Below are 21,355 nucleotides of genomic sequence, written 5' to 3'. Positions count from 1 at the left end.
TATTTTCAGTTTGATTGCCAAACCCCTGGCACACTTATTGTGCCCGCCCTTCGCTCTACGAAACAATTAGACGTACAGCGATATGGCAACCAGGAAAAAAGTCGTCAACGAGAATGAGGACGAGGGAAATGTCGAAATACTGCAAAAAAAAGACAACGCCCCGGAAGAACCTTTCTGAAAGTTACAACAAGTTCAAAACCTATCATGGCAAGCAATACACCGGCATGCAGATCGGGCGTGGGCATCACTGGCACTATGACCAAGGCGACTGGAAAGAAACCAAGATCACCCCGGATTTATGGGAAATATCCTACGCCGTAACCAAAAGGCGTGCCGGTCGGGCGCCGGAGAATTCGGGCGTCCCGGTTGGTACGAGCTATCAGTGGTATATTCTGGCACATCAAAATGTCACCAAGCTGAATGCGAACGATTATTCGACCGAACTAACCGGGTTAAAATTCAAATTGGCGCACAAGCGGGCCGACAAAAATAAGTGGAGCGCAAAGGCACCCACGCAAAGGAAGCATTTGATCGAGTTTCTCAGGAGCATCATCGAACAGCTTGAAAAGGAGCCGATACCGCTTCAATTTGAGCATGAGGGAGTAACTTACAAAGGTGACGCGATCCCTATCGCTGAAACTTGCGCGGAAGGCGTTTGCTATGAAGCCGAGGTGACACTCAATGACGAAAATATCGGAATTATCAGGTGCACCAAAAGCGGTTGGAAACTCGATCGCGCCGACCCCGCCCTGGCCGAAAAGATCGGGAACGAGATATTCCTGCATTTTGAATAAAACGGTAAAAAAGCTCAAACGGTCATTTCAATACCGGATGCCAGAAACATATGCAGCAGCAATGGTGGAAAAAAGCGGTAATCTATGCAATCGATGTCGAGCATTTTTGTGACGGGAACGCCGATGGTATCGGCGATTTCCCAGGGCTGACATCCAAAATACCCTACTTGTCGGAACTCGGTATCACCGCCGTGTGGTTGCTTCCGTTTTATCCGTCCACTGAGCGGGATAATGGGTACGACATCACAGGTTACCTGGAAGTAAACCCCAAATACGGCACACTGGACGATTTCCTGCATTTTGTTCAAAAGGCCGGAGAAAGCGGCATTCGGGTCATCCTCGACCTGGTGGTAGACCATACCTCCGACCAGCATCCCTGGTTCAGGGCGGCGCGGTATGACAAGTCGTCGAGGTATCGTAACTACTATTACTGGTCGGAACACCCGCCTGTCGTGCAGCCGGGTATGGGAACGTTATTTCCAGGCGAGGAAACCGGTGTCTGGACCTTCGACCAGGTAGCGGGTGCCTATTATCACCACAGATTCTATCATTTTCAGCCCAGTTTGAATATCCATAACCCCGATGTCTGCGATGAGATCAAAAGGATCATTGATTACTGGATGAGCTATGGCATTGCAGGGTTTCGTATCGATGCGGCCGGACGCATGACCGAATACCCGGACCATCAGGTGAAAGTACCGGAAGACACCCATCAGCCATTAAGGGACATTTTCAGTTATACCAAAAAACTCGACCCGCAGGCCTTGCTGGTAGGAGAAGCCGATACGACGCCTAACGATGTCACAGCGTTCATGGATGGAACGCAGCTGGACATGTGTTTCAATTTTTTTCTGAACAATCACATTTTCCTGTCCCTAGCCTCTCATACAGCGGAGCCCATTCAGCGCTCCTACAACTTGCTGCGATTCAAGCTGAGGAACCACGCGTCGGTCAATTTTCTCAGGAACCTCGACGAGCTCGACCTGAGCCAGGTCAGTGATGCCGAGAGGCATATCATCTTTGAGGCATTTGCACCCAACGAGGACATGATCATTTACGGACGCGGCATCAGGCGCCGACTTGCGAGCATCCTGAAGGGCAATTCCGATCTCCTTAAACTCGCTTATAGCCTGCTTTTCTCGCTGCCTGGTACACCTTGCATCGTTTACGGGGACGAAATCGGAATGGGTGACGACCTTTCTCTGAGCGGTCGGAACAGCGTCAGAACGGCCATGCAATGGAGCAGCAAAAGGAATGCGGGCTTTTCGCGGGCCCCCAAGTCCCGGGTAGGGCGCCCGCCCATTGAAAACGGCAAGTTCGATTTCCATCAGGTGAATGTGGAATCGCAGATCGGTAAAAAAGGTTCGCTGTTGGAGCATGTGAGAAGGCTGGCGCATTTGCGCCGGCAGTTACCCCTCCTAAGCGAAAGCGAGTTCCAGTCATTTCCTACCGAACAAGCCTCCGTACTGGCTCACCATTTCGAGAATGAGCTTTTCTTTTTGGTACACCTCCACAATCTAAATGCAGCTGCCGCTGTGGTGACGCTGGATTTGGCCCTCCCCGATCAAACCGAACTGTACGACCTGTTGACAGAGTTCTCGTGCCGTGTGGAGCGTCGGAAACTGGAAATTGAACTGGAAGGTTACGGCTGCATGTGGTTATCTACCCAAAAAATGAACAGCTAACCAAGCACAGACGGTCGAAGAAACTTTCACCTGCGATTGTAAATCCTGGCCCAGCGCTTCAATTTGGTTTCCGCTTCGGGAGTTAGCTGTCCCGGCACCAAACGCCATGTCCAGTTAGCCTGATCAGAGCCTGGGTTATTCATTTTACACGATTCATCCAGATTAAGTAAATCCTGAACCGGAATAACCGCCATTTTGGCAACTGACGAATAGGTGAGCCTGGCCATGACTGAATACACATTTTCTTCATCTACCGGGCAACCCACGTATTCTTCCAGCCTTTCGCGAGATTCGTCGCTAGTTTGATGTTTAAACCAGCCCTTGATCGTGTTATTGTCGTGTGTGCCGGTGTAGGCCACAAAATTGCGGGTGTAGTTATGAGGGATATAGGGTGACTCGGCCATACTTTCATCAAATGCGAATTGGAGCACTTTCATGCCCGGAAGAGAGAATTCATCCCGTAGCTCAGACACGGAGGAACCTATCTCCCCCAAATCCTCGGCCACGAAGGGCAGTTCTCCCAAAGCGGCCTTCACCGCCCTGAAAAACTCCGAACCAGGCCCGGGCTTCCATTCTCCGTTAACAGCTGTTTTTTCACTACCCGGGACAACCCAATATTCTGCAAAAGCACGGAAATGATCGAGACGCGTCAAATCAAAAAGTTCGGTATTTTTTCGGAGCCGGTTTATCCACCATTCAAATTCCTGCTCCTTGTGTGCGCCCCAGTTATATACCGGCATCCCCCAAAGCTGGCCGTTCTCAGAAAATAAGTCGGGAGGGACGCCGGCAGCCCCGGTAATATTTCCATTTTCATCCAACATAAAAAGATCCCGGTGCGCCCAGACATCGGAAGAATTGTAACTCACATAAAATGGCATATCGCCCAGGAATTTGATATCCCGCTCGCCGCAATATTGACGGAGCGACTTCCATTGTTTGTGAAAGACAAACTGTACCCATTTGAAAAACCGGATTCTCTCCGGCTCCTGTTCAATCACTGCATTCAATGCTTCCGCATCGCGAAGCCTCAACGGCTCCCCCCAAGCTGTCCAGGGTTCACCATCGTGCTTTTCCCTGATGACCATGTACAGGGCAAAATTATCCAGCCATTCGGCATTTTCCGCCACGAACCTTGCAAATTCCTGCTCGGGAAATAGCTCCGGTTTTCGGTTAAATGTGCCAAATGCCCTTTCCAGCAACTCACCCTTAATTTTCGTCGCTTTTTCAAAATCAACCTTCCCATCCTGTGGAAGATGATATTCCGCAAGGTTTACGTTTTCGAGCAGGCCTTCGTCCTGCAAAAGCTCGGGGCTGATCAATGCCGGATTACCGGCCCGGCTGGATAATGCACTGTACGGCGAGTTTCCCTGCGCGGGTTCGGTTGGGTTCAAAGGAAGTAACTGCCATATCCGCTGGTCACTGCGATCCAGGAAATCGGCAAAAGCAAAAGCTTCGGGTCCCATATCGCCGATTCCAAATGGGGAGGCGAGAGAAGAAATATGTATTAACAGGCCAGCACTTCGATCGTTATCGACCCTGTTTCCTTTTAAAATCGCAAATGGCAGTTTATTAAATAATCCCGCTACGGGCATTTTGCCTTCATATCCGGTCTTATCACCGGTAAGCAAATGTTCCCATTCCCATGCAAGTGCGGGCGGCAGCTCGATGGTGGTATCCTTCCAGTCAAAAGAAGAAAGCTCTTCCGTTCCACAAATCGTAGCCAGGTGCAACGGAACGGCAACGATGATTACATTCTTCTTATGCATACGTGCAAAGGCAAGAAGGTGATCTTTGAACCGGCCTTTTGTCTGTAACGGAACATACTCTCCTTCTGAAAAAAGCGCCGGATTTTGTTTTCGCAGTTCAAGCAACTGCTGTGTGAGCCAGAGTTTGATCTGCCCGTTGCTGCGGCCGCTCCACAGCTTTTGCAGAAGTACGTCCCGTTCCGCTCCCTCAAATTCATGTAGCCAGCTTTGCCTTTTTTCATAATCCACTGACCTCCGGTTATCGGGATCTACGAGGCTCAAATCCCACAACTCGCTCCCCTGGTATACGTCCGGCACTCCCGGGCAAGTGAATTTCAGGATGACTTGCGAAAGAGAATTGATAATACCGAAGTCCACTATTTTCGTTTGGAATGATACAAAATCCTCCCAGAAAGCCCCTTGCTGATTCAATAGTTCCTGTGCAAACTTTTGCGTTCCCTCTTCGTATTCTTCGTTAGGCTCGGCCCAGCTTGTCTTTCTCTTTGCCTCCCGTAACGCTTTTTGGAGGTATTCGTCAAACCGTGCGGCAAAGTCGTCGTCGTCCTGTCCGGGCATCGGATAGGCGCCGATCAACGTCTGATAGATAAGGTACTCGTCATTCACATCCGGTGCCGAAAATTTCTGTCTGAGGGGTGCATTGAGTTCCTGCCAGCGTTTTACCCGAGAAATCCATTCTTCGGAAAGATCAGTAAGGACATTCAGGCGCGCCCGCACATCCTCTCCCCTTTTTGTGTCATGCGTCGACGTGGTATTCAAAGAGAGTGGCCAGTTGTTATGGCGCTTTTTCATTTTACTGTGAAACTCCTTCGTTGGTATTCCAAAGCGTTTCGGAGAATCGCCGACATCGTTATGCCCGATAAAACGGTCATAGGTATACATCAGCGTATCCTCTCCTCCTTTGGCCATCAAGGGACCCGTAAACTGCATAGCCCTCTGGTAAAACTCTACGGCCTTAGCGTTGTAATCCCTATCACCTTCGAAAGGCTTGATCAGTAAGGCATTTTCGAGAAGCGCAACAGCCTGCTCCAACTCCGGATGAAAGCTCTTCACCTCATCGAATATCTTTTGAACCGCTGCCATTTCTGACGATTTCAAAGGCATTTGATTACCATAATACCGGTATACCGGGCAATGGATCAGGAACTCCCCTATCGCCTTTCTGAGCGGCTCTTTACCAACCCGTTCCAGATCTTGTCCGTCTGCCAAATTCAATTCTACCAGCAACCCGTACAGGTTTTCCAGCTCGCCGCCCATATGTTCGAAAAGTATATGAGCCTTCTTTTTTAACAAATGCTCTTTGACCGTCTTGCTATCTCCCGTTAGTTCCTGATAAAAGCTTGTAAAGGTCTTCTCGGCATTTGCATTGGTAAATAGATTATTGACCGTCGCCAGAAATTCATAACCGGTTGTACCCTGGACAGGCCAGTCCGTCGGCATATCTTCGTTTTGATCCAGGATTTTTTCCACAACCACATAGATGTCGTCTCCCACCAGTCGCCGAATGTCTTTCAGATAACGGGTCGGATCGTAAAGGCCGTCGATATGATCAATTCTTAACCCCTCGAAAATGCCTTCGTCAACCAGTTTCCTGATCAGCGCGTGATAGCTCAGAAAGACATGTTCATCCTGAATATTGAGACAGATCAGCCCATTCACAGTAAAAAACCGCCGAAAGTTGATACGGCGGTTTGTGTCTTGCCAATTACATAAGACATATGTCTGCTGGTCAATAATCTGTTTCAATCTTTCCGGATTGTCATTGACCTCTTTCAGCAGCCGCGTAATCAGTTCTTTCTCATCTTGATTTTTCATCAATGAAGATAGCTGCAAGAGAAGCTCATTCCATTGTTCGGAAAAAACCGCCGGGCCTTCGACCTCATCGATGGCTTTGCATTGCGTTGCGATCTGCACAAGCGCCTGATTGTGCCTGATCAGCTCCGATTCGAAAAGTGTGGAATATGATCGGGGATGAAGGGGAAAATTGGCACCTTCATAAGTCAACATTAACCGGTTAGACTCATAGGAAATAAGCACGTTCCCGTTTTCGATTTCCTCATCAAGGTCCGACCCGAGAAACGGGACCATCAGTTTGCCATGAAAAAGACGACTGTTCCAGGCAATGTCAAAAAAACCGGCATATATCGACTGTGTCCCTTTTTCAAGCACATCCATCAGCCACGGATTCTCTGAGTGAAAAGCCATGTGGTTGGGCACAATATCCTGCAACCATTGCATATGATTTTCTTTCAGGGTACTGCTGAGTGCTTTCAATTCTTCCATACTCCCGATTTCGGGGTTGATTTCATTCGGATCTACTCCGTCGTAGCCATGCATGCTTCCCGGCGTCGATTTAAAAACAGGCGACGCATATATAGTACTCACCCCCAGCTGCCGCAAATAGGGAATCCTTGTTTCCAGATTTTTGAAAGTAAACTCCTTGTGGAATTGTAGTCGATAGGTAGCAACGGGGTTATTCATATTGATTTGTGTAAAGTGTGATTGATTCCGGAGATAAGACCAATGCCGATCCACTTGAAACCTGGCCGGGCATCTCTTGCGAACCGCCCCATTTGAGATCGGAAGATCCGAGCAGTTTGTACCAATGGGGTGCATCCGCCGGCATCTCCACTGACTGTTCCCGGCTGGAAAAATTCATGAGGCAAACGACTTCATGTGTTCCATGCCGGCGGCGAAGCACAATGACCTTGCTTTCTGTGTTGTGCTCTACCGAAACTTCCCTGCGATTGGGTATACGCAGCGGCGGCTGGCTTTTCCGGATGGATATCAACTCTTTATAATAATTGAGCATTGTGCGATGAGGCTCGCGTTCAATCGACTCCCATTGAAGTTTGGAACGATAGAAGGTTTCCTCGGACTCAGGGTCCGGCGCTTCGCCTTCCATATGAAACGCTTCGAACTCCTTTTGACGCCCTTTTCTCACCTCTTCGGCAAGTTCGGGATCGGTGTGACTAACGAAATACAGGAATGGACTTTTTTCCCCATATTCTTCCCCCATGAACAGCATGGGTAAATATGGACTCACCAGCACGGCCCCCGCGAGCAGCTTTTGCATCTCAAAACTTACCAATTCACTAGTACGTTCGCCAAGCATGCGGTTTCCAACATGGTCATGATTCTGCGAAAAAACGACAAACTGCTCTCCTGCATTTTCTGTCTTCATGCCAAAAAACTTCTTGCGGTGCTCAGAGAACGCACCATCGTATACGTAAGCATCCTGGTAAGATTTGGCCAGTGACCGGACACCGTCGAAATCGGAATAGTAGCCGGTTCTTTCCTGCCCTGAGGCAACGCGCAATGCGTGGTGAAACTCATCGATCCATTGCGCATCCATACCATAGCCTGCCTTGTTTATCGGATTAATGAAACGGGGATCATTGAGATCCAACTCTACAATCAGATAATGCCTGCGGCCTGTTTGTTGCATCAGCAAATCGACGTTCTGCCTCATCTCCTGCAAAATATGTATGGGATTGAAGTCCTTTATCGCGTGAACGGCATCCATGCGAAGTGCATCGATGTGAAAATCGCGGAACCACATCAGAGCATTTTCAATAAAAAACCGCCGCACTCCGTCACACCAGGCGTCATCGAAATTGATGGCATTCCCCCAGGGGGTATGATATTTCTCCGTGAAATACGGACCAAATGCTTCCAGATGATTTCCCTCAGGACCCGCATGATTGTACACCACATCCAAAATGACCGCCAGACCTTTACTGTGACACGCATTTACCAGGCTTTGTAAACCCTCCGCGCCTCCATAGGAATGCTGAACACAGAAAGGATAAACGCCGTCGTACCCCCAGTTCCGGTTACCCGGAAACTGTGCTACGGGCATAATCTCAACGGCCGTAACGCCAAGATCAACCAAATAGTCCAGCTTTTCTATCGCGGCAGCGAAGGTGCCTTCAGGCGTGAAAGTACCTATATGAATTTCATAAATAATGTAATCTTTCAGGGGATGTTGCTGCCAGCCATCGTCCCTCCATTCAAATGAACTGAGATCGAGTGCCTGTGAAGCGCCATGCACATCGTCAGGCTGCGAAAGTGATGCAGGATCCGGTAGTTGCCTTTTACCATCCAGTTCAAAGAAGTAAAGATCGCCTGATTGCAAGTCTCGGGTTTCTGCTGTCCAGTAGCCGAGCTCTTTACCAATCAATGAAATGGTTTTGTCCTTGCCGGGAATGAGTAATTCCACCCGCTTGGCCCTGGGTGCCCACAACACCACAGATGCAACACCCGAAATATCAAAAGTGACTCCAGTTGCCCGTTTGTTCGTATTCAAAATAATCATCAATCTGACCTTGGTGAATTGTGTTTTTGTCGGCGCATTGCTATTAAATATTGTGCCAGGAAAGCCTCGAAAATGTCTTTGGAGCACAAGCCGGCAGCCAGGAACGCTGTGGATCAAACTGTCTTCTGCGTGCGAGGTGGTTGATCCACAAGGTGGGGAAGTGATTCGAATACGGATCGCACAGGAAGGGCTCCTTTGGCCACAACCGCGAAATCAGGTACCGGGCATCAGATTAGTAGAGAGGCTGCCCCACGACATTTTTTAAGGATACCCCCGACAATTAACAGACAACCGTATGACAACCATCCGTATCGGGTACCATGCTTCTCATGAACAGTTCAAACCGAGCGAGTTGCTCCGCTACGCAGGACTTGCCCAACAGGCGGGATTCACAGACATTCTCACTTCCGACCATTTTTTTCCGTGGAGCGAAACACAGGGCGAAAGTGGTTTTGCGTGGAGCTGGCTCGGAGCCGCGATGCAAGCTACCAACCTGCATTTTGGAATTGTGAATGCGCCGGGTCAGCGTTACCATCCGGCCATCATCGCACAGGCAGTCGCAACCCTTTGTGAAATGTTTCCCCGTCGGTTCTGGATTGCGGCGGGAAGCGGCCAGTTTCTAAATGAACACATCACCGCTGAAAGATGGCCGGCTAAGGACGAGCGCAATCAGCGTTTAATGGAATGCATCGAGATAATGCGTGCCCTTTGGAAAGGCGAATCAGTTACGCACAATGGATTGGTACAAGTATTCGACGCAAAACTGTATACACTGCCAGACTACCTGCCGACTGTGGCGGGCGCAGCGCTTACCGAAAAAACAGCCCGGTGGGTTGGAAGCTGGGCCGACGCCATGATCACCACTTCCCGCCCCCCGGCCGAACTGAAAAAGATGATCGATGCATTCCGCGAAGGGGGTGGCGAGGGCAAGCCCGTTTATCTGAAAGTTCAGTTGTCTTTTGATAAAGATATGGCCAGTGCCGTGCGGGGCGCGCACAGTCAGTGGCGAAATAACATCTTTGCTTCCTCACTGCTATCGGATATCCGGTCGCCCTCAGGATTTGATGCCGTTGGAATGGTGGTCAGGCCGGAGGATATGAGCGCCGCAGTCCGGATCTCGGACAGCCCCGACCAGCATCTGGAATGGCTGTCGGCCGACATCGCGGCTGGCGTTACCCAGCTGTATCTGCATAACGTCAATCTCAACCAGCACCCATTTATCGAGGTCTTCGGTGAAAAGGTGCTCCCTCATTTGGCCTAATGATTGGTTCACCTGGCATGATTTTAACGAGCGGCGCCTTCTTTTTCATTCATCATCACGTGCAGCGCCTCGCAATGAACCGGACTGAACCGTGATATTCCAACTAAACATTTCATCAAAAGAAAGGAGACAACCTCATGTTAGCAATGAATTATCGCGGGCCTTATCGGGTCAGGGCAGATCGCAACAAGCCGATGCCTAAAATCGAGCACTCCGGCGACGCCATCATAAGGGTCACCCGGTCCTGTATTTGCGGCTCAGACCTTCACTTGTATCACGGCATGGTACCCGACACCAGGATCGGAACCACCTTCGGTCATGAGTTTATCGGCGTCGTTGAAGAAATCGGGGATGATGTCCGGAACCTGAAAGTGGGCGACAATGTGCTCGTGCCTTTCAACATTGCCTGTGGGAAGTGCATCTTTTGTGAGCAGCAACTTTATGGAAACTGCCATGAATCCAACCCACAAGCTACCGCAGTCGGAGGAATTTTCGGATACTCGCATACGGCGGGCGGCTTTGACGGCGGGCAGGCGGAATATGTGCGTGTACCTTATGCGGACGTCGGACCGACTGTCATACCGGAGGATATGGATCACGATGACGCCGTGTTGCTGACGGACGTCGTCCCGACGGGCTACCAGGCCGCCGAAATGGGAAGTATTAAACCGGGAGACACAGTCGTCGTGTTCGGTGCAGGCCCGGTTGGTATTATGGCCGCCAAGTCAGCCTGGCTCTTTGGTGCGGGACGCGTAATGGTAATCGACCACCTTGAATACCGGCTGGACTTCGTTAAAAATTATGCACAATGCGAAGCCTACAATTTCCGTTCGCTGGAAGACCCGGTTCTTTTTATCAAGAAAACAACAGACTGGATAGGTGCCGATGTGTGCATTGATGCAGTGGGATGTGAAGCAGCCGGTGACGCCTTGCAGACCATTACCGGCAGGAAATTAATGTTGCAGGCCGGCTCTGCGACTGCTTTGCACTGGGCGATTAATTCGGTCAAAAAAGGAGGCATTGTCTCGATTGTCGGTGTGTACGGTCCTACCGGAAATCTGATACCCATAGGTAACGTAGTTAATAAAGGCATAACGATCCGCGCGAACCAAGCCTCCGTAAAACGCCTGCTTCCGCGACTGATAGAGCATGTCCATGCAGGACGGATCGACCCCAAAGCGATCATCACTCACAGGATTCCCCTGGAAGAAATTGCGGACGCCTACCATATCTTCTCCGCCAAGCTGGACCACTGCATCAAGCCCATACTTATTCCGCCATCAGCAAAAAAGTAGCATTACTATGAAAAAGAAAGCCAACAATTATGCGCATATCAATGGATGGGGAATCGATGCCGACCCGCTGGACGTGCCAGCCTATCCGATGAAGCGCAGAACTGAAAACGATAACAAGGGCATGATCTGGGAACGCCCTGCACAGCAGGCGCAACTCGTCGAAATCCTCCACTCCAACGAGCGGCCAGCGGTTTCGGCGGTCTTTGGATCGGCCAATCCGCCTACCGGTCTGAGCGGAAAGCTTAGAAGATTCGCGTTCAGGTATAGCGAATCGACCTGGACGCATTGGCTGGTACTTTTGCTGGCCGATCGGATCAATATGATGGAAGGGATCGGCCATGACCTGAAAAGCGGTCACATTCCGGATCTCTTCACGGAGCATGGCGGTCATTCAGAGTTAAAATACAACAAGGCGGGGCTGCTCAAAAAAGCGGCGACCGGCTTAGCTGTCGCAACCCTGATAATCGTCTTTTGCAAGATACGTTCGCGGGAAAACTGAAAGCATAGGCACTAAGCCGTTCCGGCTCCTACCACACTTGACATGAGAAAGCAAGACATTGTGCCCGGTGACTGGTACCGTATTCTTTTCGGGGAAACGCCCGTCATTTTCCTGGCTGAAATCCTGGTCAGGACTTTTATCATGTACGTCATACTGCTGGCAATCGTACGGTTTATGGGAAAACGCATGGGCGGCCAGCTCACTATTTCCGAACTCGCTGTGATGATTACACTCGGTGCCATCGTGTCGCCGGGCATGCAAATGCCTCAAACCGGCCTATTGCTCTGTACATTGATCCTGATATGTGCACTGGTTTTCCAGCGGGGCATCAATTTGCTCGAATACAAAAGTGAACCGTTTGAACGGATCAGTCAGGGTAAGCTGAGTATCCTGGTCAAAAACGGGGTTATGCAGATGGACGAGTTGAAACAGACGAAAATCTCACGTCAGCAGCTTTTTGCAGCCCTGCGAAACAAGGAGATATTCAACCTGGGCGACGTGGACCGGGTGTACCTCGAAGCATGCGGGCTTTTCAGCATTTACACGGGAGCCAAGCCGAAGCCCGGCTTGCTATTGTTTCCATCGGACGACCATTCGATAGCTGGCTTTCGGCAAACCACCCTCGAAAACGACATTGTTTGTGCCAACTGCGGCACCGTTCCGGGCAATGACAACCGGAGCCGACCTTGCCCGGAATGCGGCGTCCGGCAATGGGGTTCCGCCAGTATTACCGCACAAGCTGTCGACCGACCCGCATGAAAAAAGAAGACATTCATTTCGGCGACTGGCAACGCATGTTCCTGGGCGACGTCCCCGGCGGATTCTACTGGGAAGTGGTACTGCGTATCGCGGTTATTTACCTGGTTCTGATGGTCTCGATGCGGCTGATGGGAAAACGCATGGCTTCCCAGCTCAGCCGTAACGAGATGATCGCCATGGTATCGCTCGCCGCAGCCATTGGTGTGCCCTTACAGGCACCCGACCGTGGCATATTGGCCGCGGTAGTCATCGCGACAGTGGTCATTTTAATACAACAAATCATAGCGAGGGTCGGCGCCAATAACCAGCGGCTCGAATCTATCACGCAGGGAGATCTCTCCGTTCTTGTCCAGGACAGTAAGCTGCATCTTCCAAATATGAAAATGACAGGTATTACCAAGGAAAAGGCATTTTCTCAGCTCCGAAGTAACGGCATCCGGCATTTGGGCGAAGTTAAAAGGTTGTACTTTGAGGCAGACGGCTCTTTTACCCTGATCAGGAACAGGGAGGTCCATCCCGGGCTGGGCATTTTGCCGGAAATCGATGCGGAATTTACCAACCAGAGCTGTCGGGCAAGCGATGAGCTTGTTTGCAAGCGCTGCGGGCAAAAACTTGCCGTAACGGACACGGCCTGCACAAACTGCGGCAGCAGCGAGCGTGTAAACGCCGTGGAATAGCTATTAAGACGCCCTTCTGAATGAATCTCCATAATTAAGGCGAACGATACTAAACCGCGTGAATTTTCATCATTGGGACCAGGACCGAGCGCTGGAAAGCAATTAAAGATCGCCGCGCAAAGGTCTCAGGAATTCGGTAATGTCGGCAGCCAGCAACGCTGGCTCCTCCCATGCTGAAAAGTGTCCGCCTCTGGGCATATAAGACCAGCGGACAATGTTATAAAATCTGTCGGCAAAGCTTTTCGGGGCAGGTAGAATGTCCTTGGGAAATATGGCAACACCGGTCGGAACACCAATCTTCCCTGTCATCTGCGGTGGGTTTTGATCCTCATCAAAATAAGGGGTAAAAGATGAACGGATAGTCTGGGTAACCCAATAGAGCGTTAGGTTGGTCAGCAGTTCATCTTTTGTGAAGCTGTTTTCCAGATTTCCATCACAATCGCTCCATTGGTAAAACTTTTCGAGTATCCAACCTGCTAGCCCAACCGGCGAATCATTCAGCCCGTAAGCCAGCGACTGTGGTTTCGTGGACTGCTCGATCGCATATCCGCCATCGGCAAATTGCCAATTTTGTCCGTCTTGCAGGTATTGCTTCTCGTCAGAGGACAAATCTTCGGGCTGTACAGCAAAAAGATGCCAATACGGAATGTCCAGCAGATGGATTCCGATCAGCGAGTCGGGAACTGTCATCCCCAGACGTTCAACCAGTCCGCTGCCAACGTCTCCTCCATGTGCCGCATAGCGGGAATAGCCCAGCGTTTCGGTCATCAGCCTATGAAGCAAGCGGCTCGTCCGATCTATAAATGAAATTTTCCGGGAGGGCCGGTCTGAAAATCCAAACCCGGGCAAGCTGGGGATAATCACGTCGAAAGCATCTTCCGAATTTCCGCCAAAAGCTACCGGATCGGTCAGAAGTGGTATCAGTTTTTGAAAGCGCAAAAAGGAATCCGGCCAGCCGTGACAAAGCAGCAATGGTATACACCTGGTTCCTTTCCCTTTCTGCCAAATGAAATGGAGATTAAATCCTTCAATTTGGGTGGTAAAATGTGTCAGTTTGTTCAACTCCCGCTGCTGGCTGAACCAATCGAACCCATTCTGCCAATAGTCTGTGATTTCTTTCAGATAGCTGATATCAGTTCCAAGATGCCAGCCGGACAAATGCAGACTGTCCGGCCAACGTGTGTTGCGAAGACGCAGATTCAGGTCTTCGATAACTTGCTTTGATACGTTGATTTCAAATGGTTGCATAACAGGCATTGTTTGTTGATTGAGAAAAGACTAAAAAATGCCTGCCATTAGAGAAGCTCCGCGTTGATGTTGGTTATATTGTTGATTTGGCAACACGGCAATAAAAGCAAAAAACACCGGTACCAGCCCGTAAGAATGAGCTAATACCGGTGGAATAATTTCAATTCAACCATTTTAAACGGCCCGATCACCGTCAAGTTTGTCCGTCTTATTAAAAACCATTTTTGAAAGGGTGCTGCAAGTAAATAATGATCAGATTCAACAGCAAAAATGGCAGTTCGACCCCCACGCCTTTCAGGTCTTTATCGAGCAGGTGAAAGCAGATAATGAGCAGGATCGTGGCGGCCATCAGAAAATTTCCCCAAACAAAGGTTTTCGGAAAGATGATCAATACCGCACTCAGGGCTGTCACCAAACCCAGTACCGCGACGCCCGTTTTCGTAAAATCCCACTTACCAAACAAATTCAGCATCTCTGGCTTTCCAGACAACATGGCCCAACCTTGTTTAAGTCCCATAAACACGGCGACCAGCATGAGTATCACATTAATTCCTTTTAGAAGCATAGTTCATCAATGGTTAAAATCCGGAGTGGAATTGGCTGCAAGAAATTCTGTATCTGCAGCCGTTAAAGCCATTATATACTTTTCAATGTACAGGCTCTTTGCAGCGCTTTTATATTGCATAATAAACCTTGGGTGTTCCAGCGGTATTATCTTGCCAAAAAATCCATGATCCTTGTTTAGCTGCTGTAAGAACCTGGCATTTTGTCCCGTTCCAAGGCAAAAGCAGGAGTCCGTAGCTATTCCGAGATCAATTAGTTGCCACATGCTCTTAACGATAAATGGATAAACCGCTTTCGTTAGCGCTGCACTATCGTAATAGTTATAGTTGATTTGTTTTCCTTCTGAATTTGTCTTTGTAAGCGCCAGAGGGAATGGTGAGTTAATATAAAATCTGCTGTAAAAATCAGTTACGCCGCCAAAAGCATTGATCATTTCATACATAAAGACCGAGGAAACTTCGTGCGTAGGCTTTCCATTGTACGGGATCTTGCACTCGCTAACCAACCGTTTAGTATCCGTAAAGGGAATGCCTGTTACCCCGGCCCCCAACCGGCTGGGATTGATCCCCAGGATTATCCGGCGCTGATTTTTATCGTCAAGATATTTTTGGGCAAAGGCCCTGAGATTATCCATCGCCGTAGTTGACTCGATAAATGGATTGATCACGCCGATGCCCTCGGGTAAGGGGGAACCTGAATAACTCAACTGTTCGTGAAAACGAATAACGCATTGCCCAAAACTCATAAATTGTCACATTGCTTGTGTCCCCTCACCTACTTGTCGATTAAGCCCTGACGGCCTAATTTTCGCGGATCCGGATATTGCGAAACCAGACCTTTTCTTTGGCATTGTGATTTTGAAGGGCGATTTTGCCCCGGTGATGGGCAGTGGCATACGGCCAATCCCGGAACTTGCTTTTTGCTACCTTTGCCTGCCATGTTGCATCGCCATACTGATAATCCGCCACCAGCTTGCCGTTCAAAAAATGACGGACATGCTCTTTGGAAACCACAATTCTGCCAGTGTTCCAGCTTTCGGCGGGCTTGAACGCAGTTGCGTCCAGGGGCGGGTTCATATCGTAGTTCGCGCCGGTAAGCTGTACGGGTTTCAAGCCGATATTTTTTCCGGTCGAGTCTTTGACCACGTAATTCTGATCGTCGATAATCTGGTATTCAGGCGCTGAAAAAACGGTCCGTTTGATATCGGGCTGCTCAATAACCTTATACAACACCCCGCTATTGCTGCCTTTCGGGATTTTGAACTCAAACTCGAGCTCAAAATCGCCATACTCTTTGTCAGTGACCAGGTCTCCTCCTGTGCCGTCGGTTGTGAGCGTACCGTTTTCCACGAACCATCCTACCGCTTGCCGCTGGTTATAGCTGTGCCAGCCGTCCAGTTTCGTTCCATCGAAGAGCACCACCCAATCTCCCGACACGCGAAAGCCGGCGACCACCGCGATAATAATGTTCAGCAAAAGGAATGCAGGTAAGCGACTTGTTTTAAAGCTGGTCATGTTGATCAAAATGTTTATGTGCGGCCTTCAAATTACCAATTTGCTGTTATACCCGCAACCTAAAATAGCTGCTAACCTGCAAAATCGGCTTCCACCCCGGGCTTGAACTTCGGAATGGCGCCCATGTATTTTTCGATGACTATGGATTTCGTCTTTTTCCAGGCAGGCTTGTTCCAGTCCGCGTCGATTTTCACCGCTCTTCGGGCACGCGCCACCTCGTACGTGAGGGCAGGTTCGGCAGTTTTGTTCCGATTCCACGTTTGCTCACCTGAAAAGGCAATGGAGACGCAAAAAAGGCACGCATTTAGCAGGAAGTATTTCAGCATAATCATTGCCGGACCGGACTATATTTTCCAACCACAGGCCTTTACCATTATTCTTTTAGAGAATCACGATTCAAAGCCAATATTGTTTCACATTTTCTGTTTCTGGCAAAATTATATTTCCCGTCCAGCAATTTCTTGTACCATCATTCTTAATACTGATACTACGTAGGGCACAGTTCGCATATCACAACTGTTACCATGCCTTTTTCACCGCAGGAATCCAACGGTCCAACAGGTCGCGGCAGTTAATTACTTTTTCGGCCAGGTCGTTGCAGACGTAGAAGTAGTGGTTGGAAGCCTCAAAGCCCAACCGGCTGTCGCCACCCTGCAATTGCGCCATACGCTTGGCAAGTACTATTTCGCGGTGAAGGATATCTTCGATTACCGCAATGAGCTCCATGGCTTTTCCCCTTTCCTTTTCGCCGGCCAGCCTGTCCCGGGCCGCCGCAAAAGCCGCCTGGTTAGCTACGCTGTTATAATGTATCGCCACCGTTTCGGCTATCCCGCATTCAGCATCGAGAGCTTTTCGGGTCTCTGGCGGCAAATTCAAGCCGGCGGTTTCCCGGCGCAGCTGCGCTTGCGCATTTTCGAAACTCGCAGCCACTTTCTGCATTTGGGAAATGAAAGTTTCGACCGGATAGTTCGCACGCCAGCTGTTCACATCGTCATAGGCCAGGCCTACCATGCTTGCCTTGTAGCCGGTAGGTTTCGGCCATAGCAAATTCGAAGGGCCTGCCTGCAAAGGTGCCGAATACACCACGCCGACATGGTATGGAAATTCACTGAATCCCTTGCTGTATTCCCGCCAGGCTTGTGTTACCGCTTCACCGGCCGCTCCATACCGGCGTGCTGCCACCTTCCGCATAGCTTCCAGGCCGCTGATATTTTTGCCGCTGCCCATTTCGGCTACGACTTCCAGATTGGGAGATGGGTAACCGCCCAACGTCCAGCCGAGCATAAGGCCATCGACCCCTGCATTGCGCAGGTTTTCCGCATGCCGCGCGACGTTCTCTACCGCCGGAATGTAGGGGACCGCCGCAATTTCCCAGGTACAGCCTGCCTGGATCTTCGCAATGGTTTTCAGCCCGTTTTCCCGGGCTATTTCCCAATGCCGCACCGCCCGCGGCCCCGGGCCGACCGAAGAGATGGAATATTCCCCTACTTTATTTTTCACTCCGCCCCTGGTGATTTCAAGGTCCCACTCACTTACACTCATCAGCGCGGCGCTTTTTGGTAATGCAGGAATAATATCTTCTGCCCAGCCCGCTTGCCAACCCCAATCCCACACGATCAGACCGGGCCCTTTTTGCTGTTTCACTGTTGCTAATCCCTGGTTTATTCCTTTCAGGTAAAGTTGGTTCAGCTCGGCGATTACCGCCGAGGGACCTCTCCGGGAGCAGCGCGGGCATTCGGCGCCTTTCCCATGAGACCAGCAATTGGTATGGTTCTCCGATGCAGTAATTGAAAAGAAGCCCGCCAGCCCGGGTACCCGGGAAGTGATCATGGCCATAGAGTCGACGAGGTATTTCTGAACATCGGGGTGGCTGGTACAAAGGGCTGCCTGCTCACCGATCTGCACACCTTTCAGTTCAGGATGTTTCTCAAAAAAAGCGAGCGGCATAAAGCGCGGTTCATTGAGGTACAGGTAAATCCCTATCCCGTGTTTTTCTGCCTTGCGGACCAGTTTTTCCAGGTTTTCTAATCGCTCTTCCCAATGTTCACTCAAAGCAGAGTCCCACGGGAACGGGGCTAATTTTGAAAGCACGATATGCAGCCAGGTTCCGTCCATGCCCGAAGCCGCCATTTGAGCCAGATAACCGTCGGGGTACGGGTCAATGTCGGGTTGCAACAGGGGATCGCCGAAAAGGGCGAAATAAGCATAGCCGAATCGGGGGAAAAAACCCGATGAACGTTGTTCGCCGGTATTACCCGGCACTTTCGACAATTCCTTCACAAACTGAAAAAGCGGCTCGCTATGCTGGGGCAACCCGTTTCGGAATTCTTCCCGGATTACGTCGGTCAGCCATCTTTCGCGACTTTTAGTTGCCTCCGAGGAGGCTTTAAACCGGATCGGTTCACATTCCGGCTTGATACTTCCGAGTTTGATGTAAAAAAAATCGTCTTCCTGCAAGGTAAAGGTCAGCTGTTCGTCCGTCCAGCCCAGCAATTCCAGCATTTGTTCCCTGGGCAGCAAGTGCCAGTTGCGCCGGATCACTGTCAGGTAACTTCGTTGCTTCTGGTCGGGTGGAACCGGTTTCGCCTCGGACAACCCTATTGCAGCGGCCAGTTGGAGTATATCCGCAGGTTTTGCTCCTGTCACCGCGGCAAGCCGGTCGACAGGCACCAGCCCCCAATTCCTCCATAAAAACGCGTGCAGCCTATCCGGAAAATGCGACAATGAAAGGGCCTCCTTTCGGATGGAACGGGCCGCGAAGGATGAAGGTATAGCGAGCAAGCCGGCTGTGGCCAGCGTGGCTGTTTTCAAAAACTCTTTTCGTGTAAACGTCATTTATGATAAGGGTTAGGATTTATAGTGTTTTTTTCTTGATGTTCAATCCGGCTTCCACGAATACTTCCCGGGGCATGCAGAGTTGTCTGTTTCCGATCCTGAATGCCAGACAATAATCCATCGCGGCATTGAACAAAGGTTGGGCAAATGAGGGCATTCGGTAATAGGCAAAGATATTGTTGAAAGCATAATTTGTCATAATACTTGCTAAGCTCTAAACTGGTTTCCCTATCTTATCGGCTGAATGGCCATAACAGCGCGGATCAGTGATATTTTCGCGGTTTGAGTGGTTCTCGAAGTGTGTTCTGCTCCTCACTACAACTTCCCCTGCATCAAAACGAGGATTGGTTAATGAAAATCCAGGCAGGCATCAGCGACGCTTGTCTCCATTACAATAGCTATGTACTCCGGGGGGATACCCATGTAGGATTAGATCCCGAGACCCGCTCATGCAAGTATTGTCGGAAGAACTATACCGAAATGATGCTCGTGGCCGGAGTTGAAATCTCTAAAACGCGCATGCTACTTGCACTTCTTAAATTATTGGCGATCTGTCAGACAAGTGACAATGAAGAACCGCATATTAGGTATAGGAATCAGGCCGTTCTATATTCCGGCATAGCGTGCAATTATACAGGTTACTTACATCAAACGTCCATCTGAAATGATCCGGGACATTTGCTGAATTAGAAATCCACGTTCCAATTAACTTATTCGGATTTATGAACAAGGTAGATTCGCTGCGACAGCAAATCAACACCAGCACAATCATAAAGTAAATCGCCTTCATCTCATATATTGGGAATGGTTATTTCATAGATTCTTATATTTATTAATAGTTGGACGCCATCGCGCGGAATTTAACTTGCTCATAAATTCTGCTCCTTCGGCTGCTATAACCAACGTGGTTGTGGACGTAGTCAACAAGCGGTATCGGTAGTAAACATTGCCCTGGCGCGTATTGAAGTCAGATTGTTGCAAGAAGCCCGCTGCGCATTACCTTACATTAGAATTTGGTACTCAAAAGTAAAATCTATACAAATCGTAATTTTCATTCTATCCTTTAGTATGGCAATGTGATAGTATTGCTCCGTATCCATACGTCATGACAAACATGATCCAACCAAACATAACCGATGATAAACGATACACTATTTTCCAGAAGAAACTGGCTGAAAACAAGTTCAGCTTTCACTGCCGCGGGGCTGGCGGGCTTTTATACGCCGGCGACCAGTGGTAAACCGTTAAAAACACCAGCGCTGTCGGCCGAAGAGATAGCTGCAATCGAAAGCGCAATTGGTAAAAAGGGTACTTACAATGAGGCCCAGGCGGTCCATACGATCGCTTTACCCAGAAATGACTTAAAAATTTCCATTAAATCAGAAAGTGTCCCGATTTCCTTTGGCTTCGGAGGCTGGGTTTCCATCAAAAAAACGGTGGATGGCAAATCGGCCGTACTAATGAGCGACACCGTGCTACTACAAGAAGAAGTGAACCCGTTGATTTCAGCAGCGCAGGCAGCTGGCCTGGAAGTTGGAGCGATCCACAACCACTTCTTTTATGAGGAGCCGCGCATCTTTTACATGCACTTTCATGGAATGGGAAGCCCGGCAGAACTTGCGAAAAAATTCGCACTCGCGATCAAAGACGCCAAAATAGCTCCGGCTAACCAACCAGCCCAGACCGCTCCCGCTGCACAAACCGCTAAGGAGCTATTTGATATAAGTGCCCTGGATGCGATTGTCAAATACACGGGAGTGGTGAACGGACCGACTTATAAGTACACTGTCGGCCGTCAGGATATAACCGTCATGTCAATGGGTGCTGAAATGACTGCGGCTATCGGGTTGAATTCCTGGGCAAGTTTTGCTGGCACAAAAGCCAATGCCCACATTGCCGGCGATATCGCCATGCTGGGCCATGAGGTAAACAGCGTGATCAAAGTACTGCGTGAGCATAACCTGGAAGTGGTCGCAGTGCACAACCACATGCTTGACGAAGAGCCCCGGATGATTTTCCTGCACTATTATGGAAGAGGGGCTGCCGAAGAGCTCGCGAAAGGATTTCGCGCCGCGCTGGATATTCTTGGAAAAACGCCTCATGGATCACATTCAAATCACTAAGCCCTGCCCTGACTGATCAG

General features: G+C 49.7%; 16 protein-coding genes. 8 read left to right on the top strand and 8 right to left on the bottom strand.

Annotated elements, in window-relative coordinates; genetic code table 11:
• Window positions 1-113: 113 nt before the first annotated feature.
• Together AC2YIT_RS20595 and AC2YIT_RS20590 are read left to right on the top strand one after the other, a co-directional pair.
• Window positions 114-794, top strand: coding sequence for a hypothetical protein (locus AC2YIT_RS20595; protein ID WP_487280415.1), 681 nt, complete (start codon window positions 114-116; stop codon window positions 792-794).
• 50 nt (window positions 795-844) lie between these two features.
• On the top strand, window positions 845-2,479 hold the full coding sequence (locus tag AC2YIT_RS20590) for an alpha-amylase family protein (protein ID WP_487280414.1): 1,635 nt from the start codon (window positions 845-847) through the stop codon (window positions 2,477-2,479).
• Window positions 2,480-2,505: 26 nt separating this feature from the next.
• Here the strand turns inward: AC2YIT_RS20590 and treY are convergent, their stop codons facing one another.
• Together treY and treZ are read right to left on the bottom strand one after the other, a co-directional pair.
• A complete protein-coding gene (treY, locus tag AC2YIT_RS20585) occupies window positions 2,506-6,723 on the bottom strand; it encodes a malto-oligosyltrehalose synthase (RefSeq protein WP_487280413.1) in 4,218 nt (1,405 codons plus the stop codon).
• Window positions 6,716-8,560, bottom strand: coding sequence for a malto-oligosyltrehalose trehalohydrolase (gene treZ, locus AC2YIT_RS20580; protein WP_487280542.1), 1,845 nt, complete (start codon window positions 8,558-8,560; stop codon window positions 6,716-6,718). Before treZ ends, treY begins: the two co-directional genes overlap by 8 nt.
• Before the next feature lie 295 nt (window positions 8,561-8,855).
• On the opposite strand from treZ, the gene AC2YIT_RS20575 reads away from it, so the two are divergent.
• The 5 genes from AC2YIT_RS20575 (at window position 8,856) to AC2YIT_RS20555 (ending at window position 13,051) form a co-directional block, all read left to right on the top strand.
• A complete protein-coding gene (locus AC2YIT_RS20575) occupies window positions 8,856-9,821 on the top strand; it encodes a TIGR03885 family FMN-dependent LLM class oxidoreductase (RefSeq protein ID WP_487280412.1) in 966 nt (321 codons plus the stop codon).
• Window positions 9,822-9,958: 137 nt separating this feature from the next.
• The gene (locus tag AC2YIT_RS20570) at window positions 9,959-11,116 is read left to right on the top strand and encodes a zinc-dependent alcohol dehydrogenase (RefSeq protein WP_487280411.1); all 1,158 of its coding nucleotides are present in this window, start codon (window positions 9,959-9,961) and stop codon (window positions 11,114-11,116) included.
• A 7-nt stretch (window positions 11,117-11,123) separates the two neighbouring features.
• Complete coding sequence (locus AC2YIT_RS20565; RefSeq protein WP_487280410.1) at window positions 11,124-11,615, top strand: hypothetical protein; 492 nt, start codon at window positions 11,124-11,126, stop codon at window positions 11,613-11,615.
• Between the two features lie 42 nt (window positions 11,616-11,657).
• Window positions 11,658-12,374: a DUF421 domain-containing protein gene (locus tag AC2YIT_RS20560; RefSeq protein ID WP_487280409.1), complete on the top strand. Its 717-nt coding sequence runs from the start codon at window positions 11,658-11,660 to the stop codon at window positions 12,372-12,374.
• Window positions 12,371-13,051: a DUF421 domain-containing protein gene (locus tag AC2YIT_RS20555; protein ID WP_487280408.1), complete on the top strand. Its 681-nt coding sequence runs from the start codon at window positions 12,371-12,373 to the stop codon at window positions 13,049-13,051. The genes AC2YIT_RS20560 and AC2YIT_RS20555 overlap by 4 nt, the downstream gene beginning before the upstream one ends.
• Before the next feature lie 102 nt (window positions 13,052-13,153).
• On the opposite strand, the gene AC2YIT_RS20550 is transcribed toward AC2YIT_RS20555, so the two are convergent.
• The 6 genes from AC2YIT_RS20550 to AC2YIT_RS20525 form a co-directional block, all read right to left on the bottom strand.
• Complete coding sequence (locus tag AC2YIT_RS20550) at window positions 13,154-14,299, bottom strand: epoxide hydrolase family protein (protein ID WP_487280407.1); 1,146 nt, start codon at window positions 14,297-14,299, stop codon at window positions 13,154-13,156.
• 211 nt (window positions 14,300-14,510) lie between these two features.
• On the bottom strand, window positions 14,511-14,864 hold the full coding sequence (locus AC2YIT_RS20545) for a DoxX family protein (protein ID WP_487280406.1): 354 nt from the start codon (window positions 14,862-14,864) through the stop codon (window positions 14,511-14,513).
• 6 nt (window positions 14,865-14,870) lie between these two features.
• Window positions 14,871-15,608, bottom strand: coding sequence for a uracil-DNA glycosylase family protein (locus AC2YIT_RS20540; protein WP_430849299.1), 738 nt, complete (start codon window positions 15,606-15,608; stop codon window positions 14,871-14,873).
• Between the two features lie 55 nt (window positions 15,609-15,663).
• Window positions 15,664-16,377 (bottom strand): 3-keto-disaccharide hydrolase, encoded by a 714-nt coding sequence (locus AC2YIT_RS20535; RefSeq protein ID WP_430849301.1) that lies wholly within the window; start codon window positions 16,375-16,377, stop codon window positions 15,664-15,666.
• A 71-nt stretch (window positions 16,378-16,448) separates the two neighbouring features.
• The gene (locus AC2YIT_RS20530; RefSeq protein ID WP_487280405.1) at window positions 16,449-16,709 is read right to left on the bottom strand and encodes a hypothetical protein; all 261 of its coding nucleotides are present in this window, start codon (window positions 16,707-16,709) and stop codon (window positions 16,449-16,451) included.
• A gap of 187 nt (window positions 16,710-16,896) precedes the next feature.
• Window positions 16,897-19,212 (bottom strand): hypothetical protein, encoded by a 2,316-nt coding sequence (locus AC2YIT_RS20525; protein WP_487280404.1) that lies wholly within the window; start codon window positions 19,210-19,212, stop codon window positions 16,897-16,899.
• Window positions 19,213-20,348: 1,136 nt separating this feature from the next.
• Here AC2YIT_RS20525 and AC2YIT_RS20520 point away from each other — a divergent pair.
• Window positions 20,349-21,335 (top strand): DUF1259 domain-containing protein, encoded by a 987-nt coding sequence (locus tag AC2YIT_RS20520; protein WP_430849307.1) that lies wholly within the window; start codon window positions 20,349-20,351, stop codon window positions 21,333-21,335.
• Window positions 21,336-21,355: the final 20 nt, after the last annotated feature.

It is taken from the genome of Dyadobacter sp. SRI_021 (assembly GCF_057586235.1).
Note: the sequence above shows the minus strand (reverse complement) of the source record. Positions and strands in the feature narration are given on the sequence as shown.

Excerpts from the sequence above, each read along its gene's own strand:
- AC2YIT_RS20560 (WP_487280409.1), top strand. The coding sequence starts at position 11,658 with ATGAGAAAGCAAGACATTGTGCCCGGTGACTGGTACCGTATTCTTTTC.
- AC2YIT_RS20520 (WP_430849307.1), top strand. The coding sequence starts at position 20,349 with ATGATAAACGATACACTATTTTCCAGAAGAAACTGGCTGAAAACAAGT.
- AC2YIT_RS20570 (WP_487280411.1), top strand. The coding sequence starts at position 9,959 with ATGTTAGCAATGAATTATCGCGGGCCTTATCGGGTCAGGGCAGATCGC.
- AC2YIT_RS20525 (WP_487280404.1), bottom strand. The coding sequence starts at position 19,212 with ATGACGTTTACACGAAAAGAGTTTTTGAAAACAGCCACGCTGGCCACA.
- AC2YIT_RS20545 (WP_487280406.1), bottom strand. The coding sequence starts at position 14,864 with ATGCTTCTAAAAGGAATTAATGTGATACTCATGCTGGTCGCCGTGTTT.
- AC2YIT_RS20540 (WP_430849299.1), bottom strand. The coding sequence starts at position 15,608 with ATGAGTTTTGGGCAATGCGTTATTCGTTTTCACGAACAGTTGAGTTAT.
- AC2YIT_RS20555 (WP_487280408.1), top strand. The coding sequence starts at position 12,371 with ATGAAAAAAGAAGACATTCATTTCGGCGACTGGCAACGCATGTTCCTG.
- treY (WP_487280413.1), bottom strand. The coding sequence starts at position 6,723 with ATGAATAACCCCGTTGCTACCTATCGACTACAATTCCACAAGGAGTTT.
- AC2YIT_RS20595 (WP_487280415.1), top strand. The coding sequence starts at position 114 with ATGAGGACGAGGGAAATGTCGAAATACTGCAAAAAAAAGACAACGCCC.
- AC2YIT_RS20535 (WP_430849301.1), bottom strand. The coding sequence starts at position 16,377 with ATGACCAGCTTTAAAACAAGTCGCTTACCTGCATTCCTTTTGCTGAAC.
- AC2YIT_RS20565 (WP_487280410.1), top strand. The coding sequence starts at position 11,124 with ATGAAAAAGAAAGCCAACAATTATGCGCATATCAATGGATGGGGAATC.
- AC2YIT_RS20575 (WP_487280412.1), top strand. The coding sequence starts at position 8,856 with ATGACAACCATCCGTATCGGGTACCATGCTTCTCATGAACAGTTCAAA.
- AC2YIT_RS20550 (WP_487280407.1), bottom strand. The coding sequence starts at position 14,299 with ATGCAACCATTTGAAATCAACGTATCAAAGCAAGTTATCGAAGACCTG.
- treZ (WP_487280542.1), bottom strand. The coding sequence starts at position 8,560 with ATGATTATTTTGAATACGAACAAACGGGCAACTGGAGTCACTTTTGAT.
- AC2YIT_RS20530 (WP_487280405.1), bottom strand. The coding sequence starts at position 16,709 with ATGATTATGCTGAAATACTTCCTGCTAAATGCGTGCCTTTTTTGCGTC.
- AC2YIT_RS20590 (WP_487280414.1), top strand. The coding sequence starts at position 845 with ATGCAGCAGCAATGGTGGAAAAAAGCGGTAATCTATGCAATCGATGTC.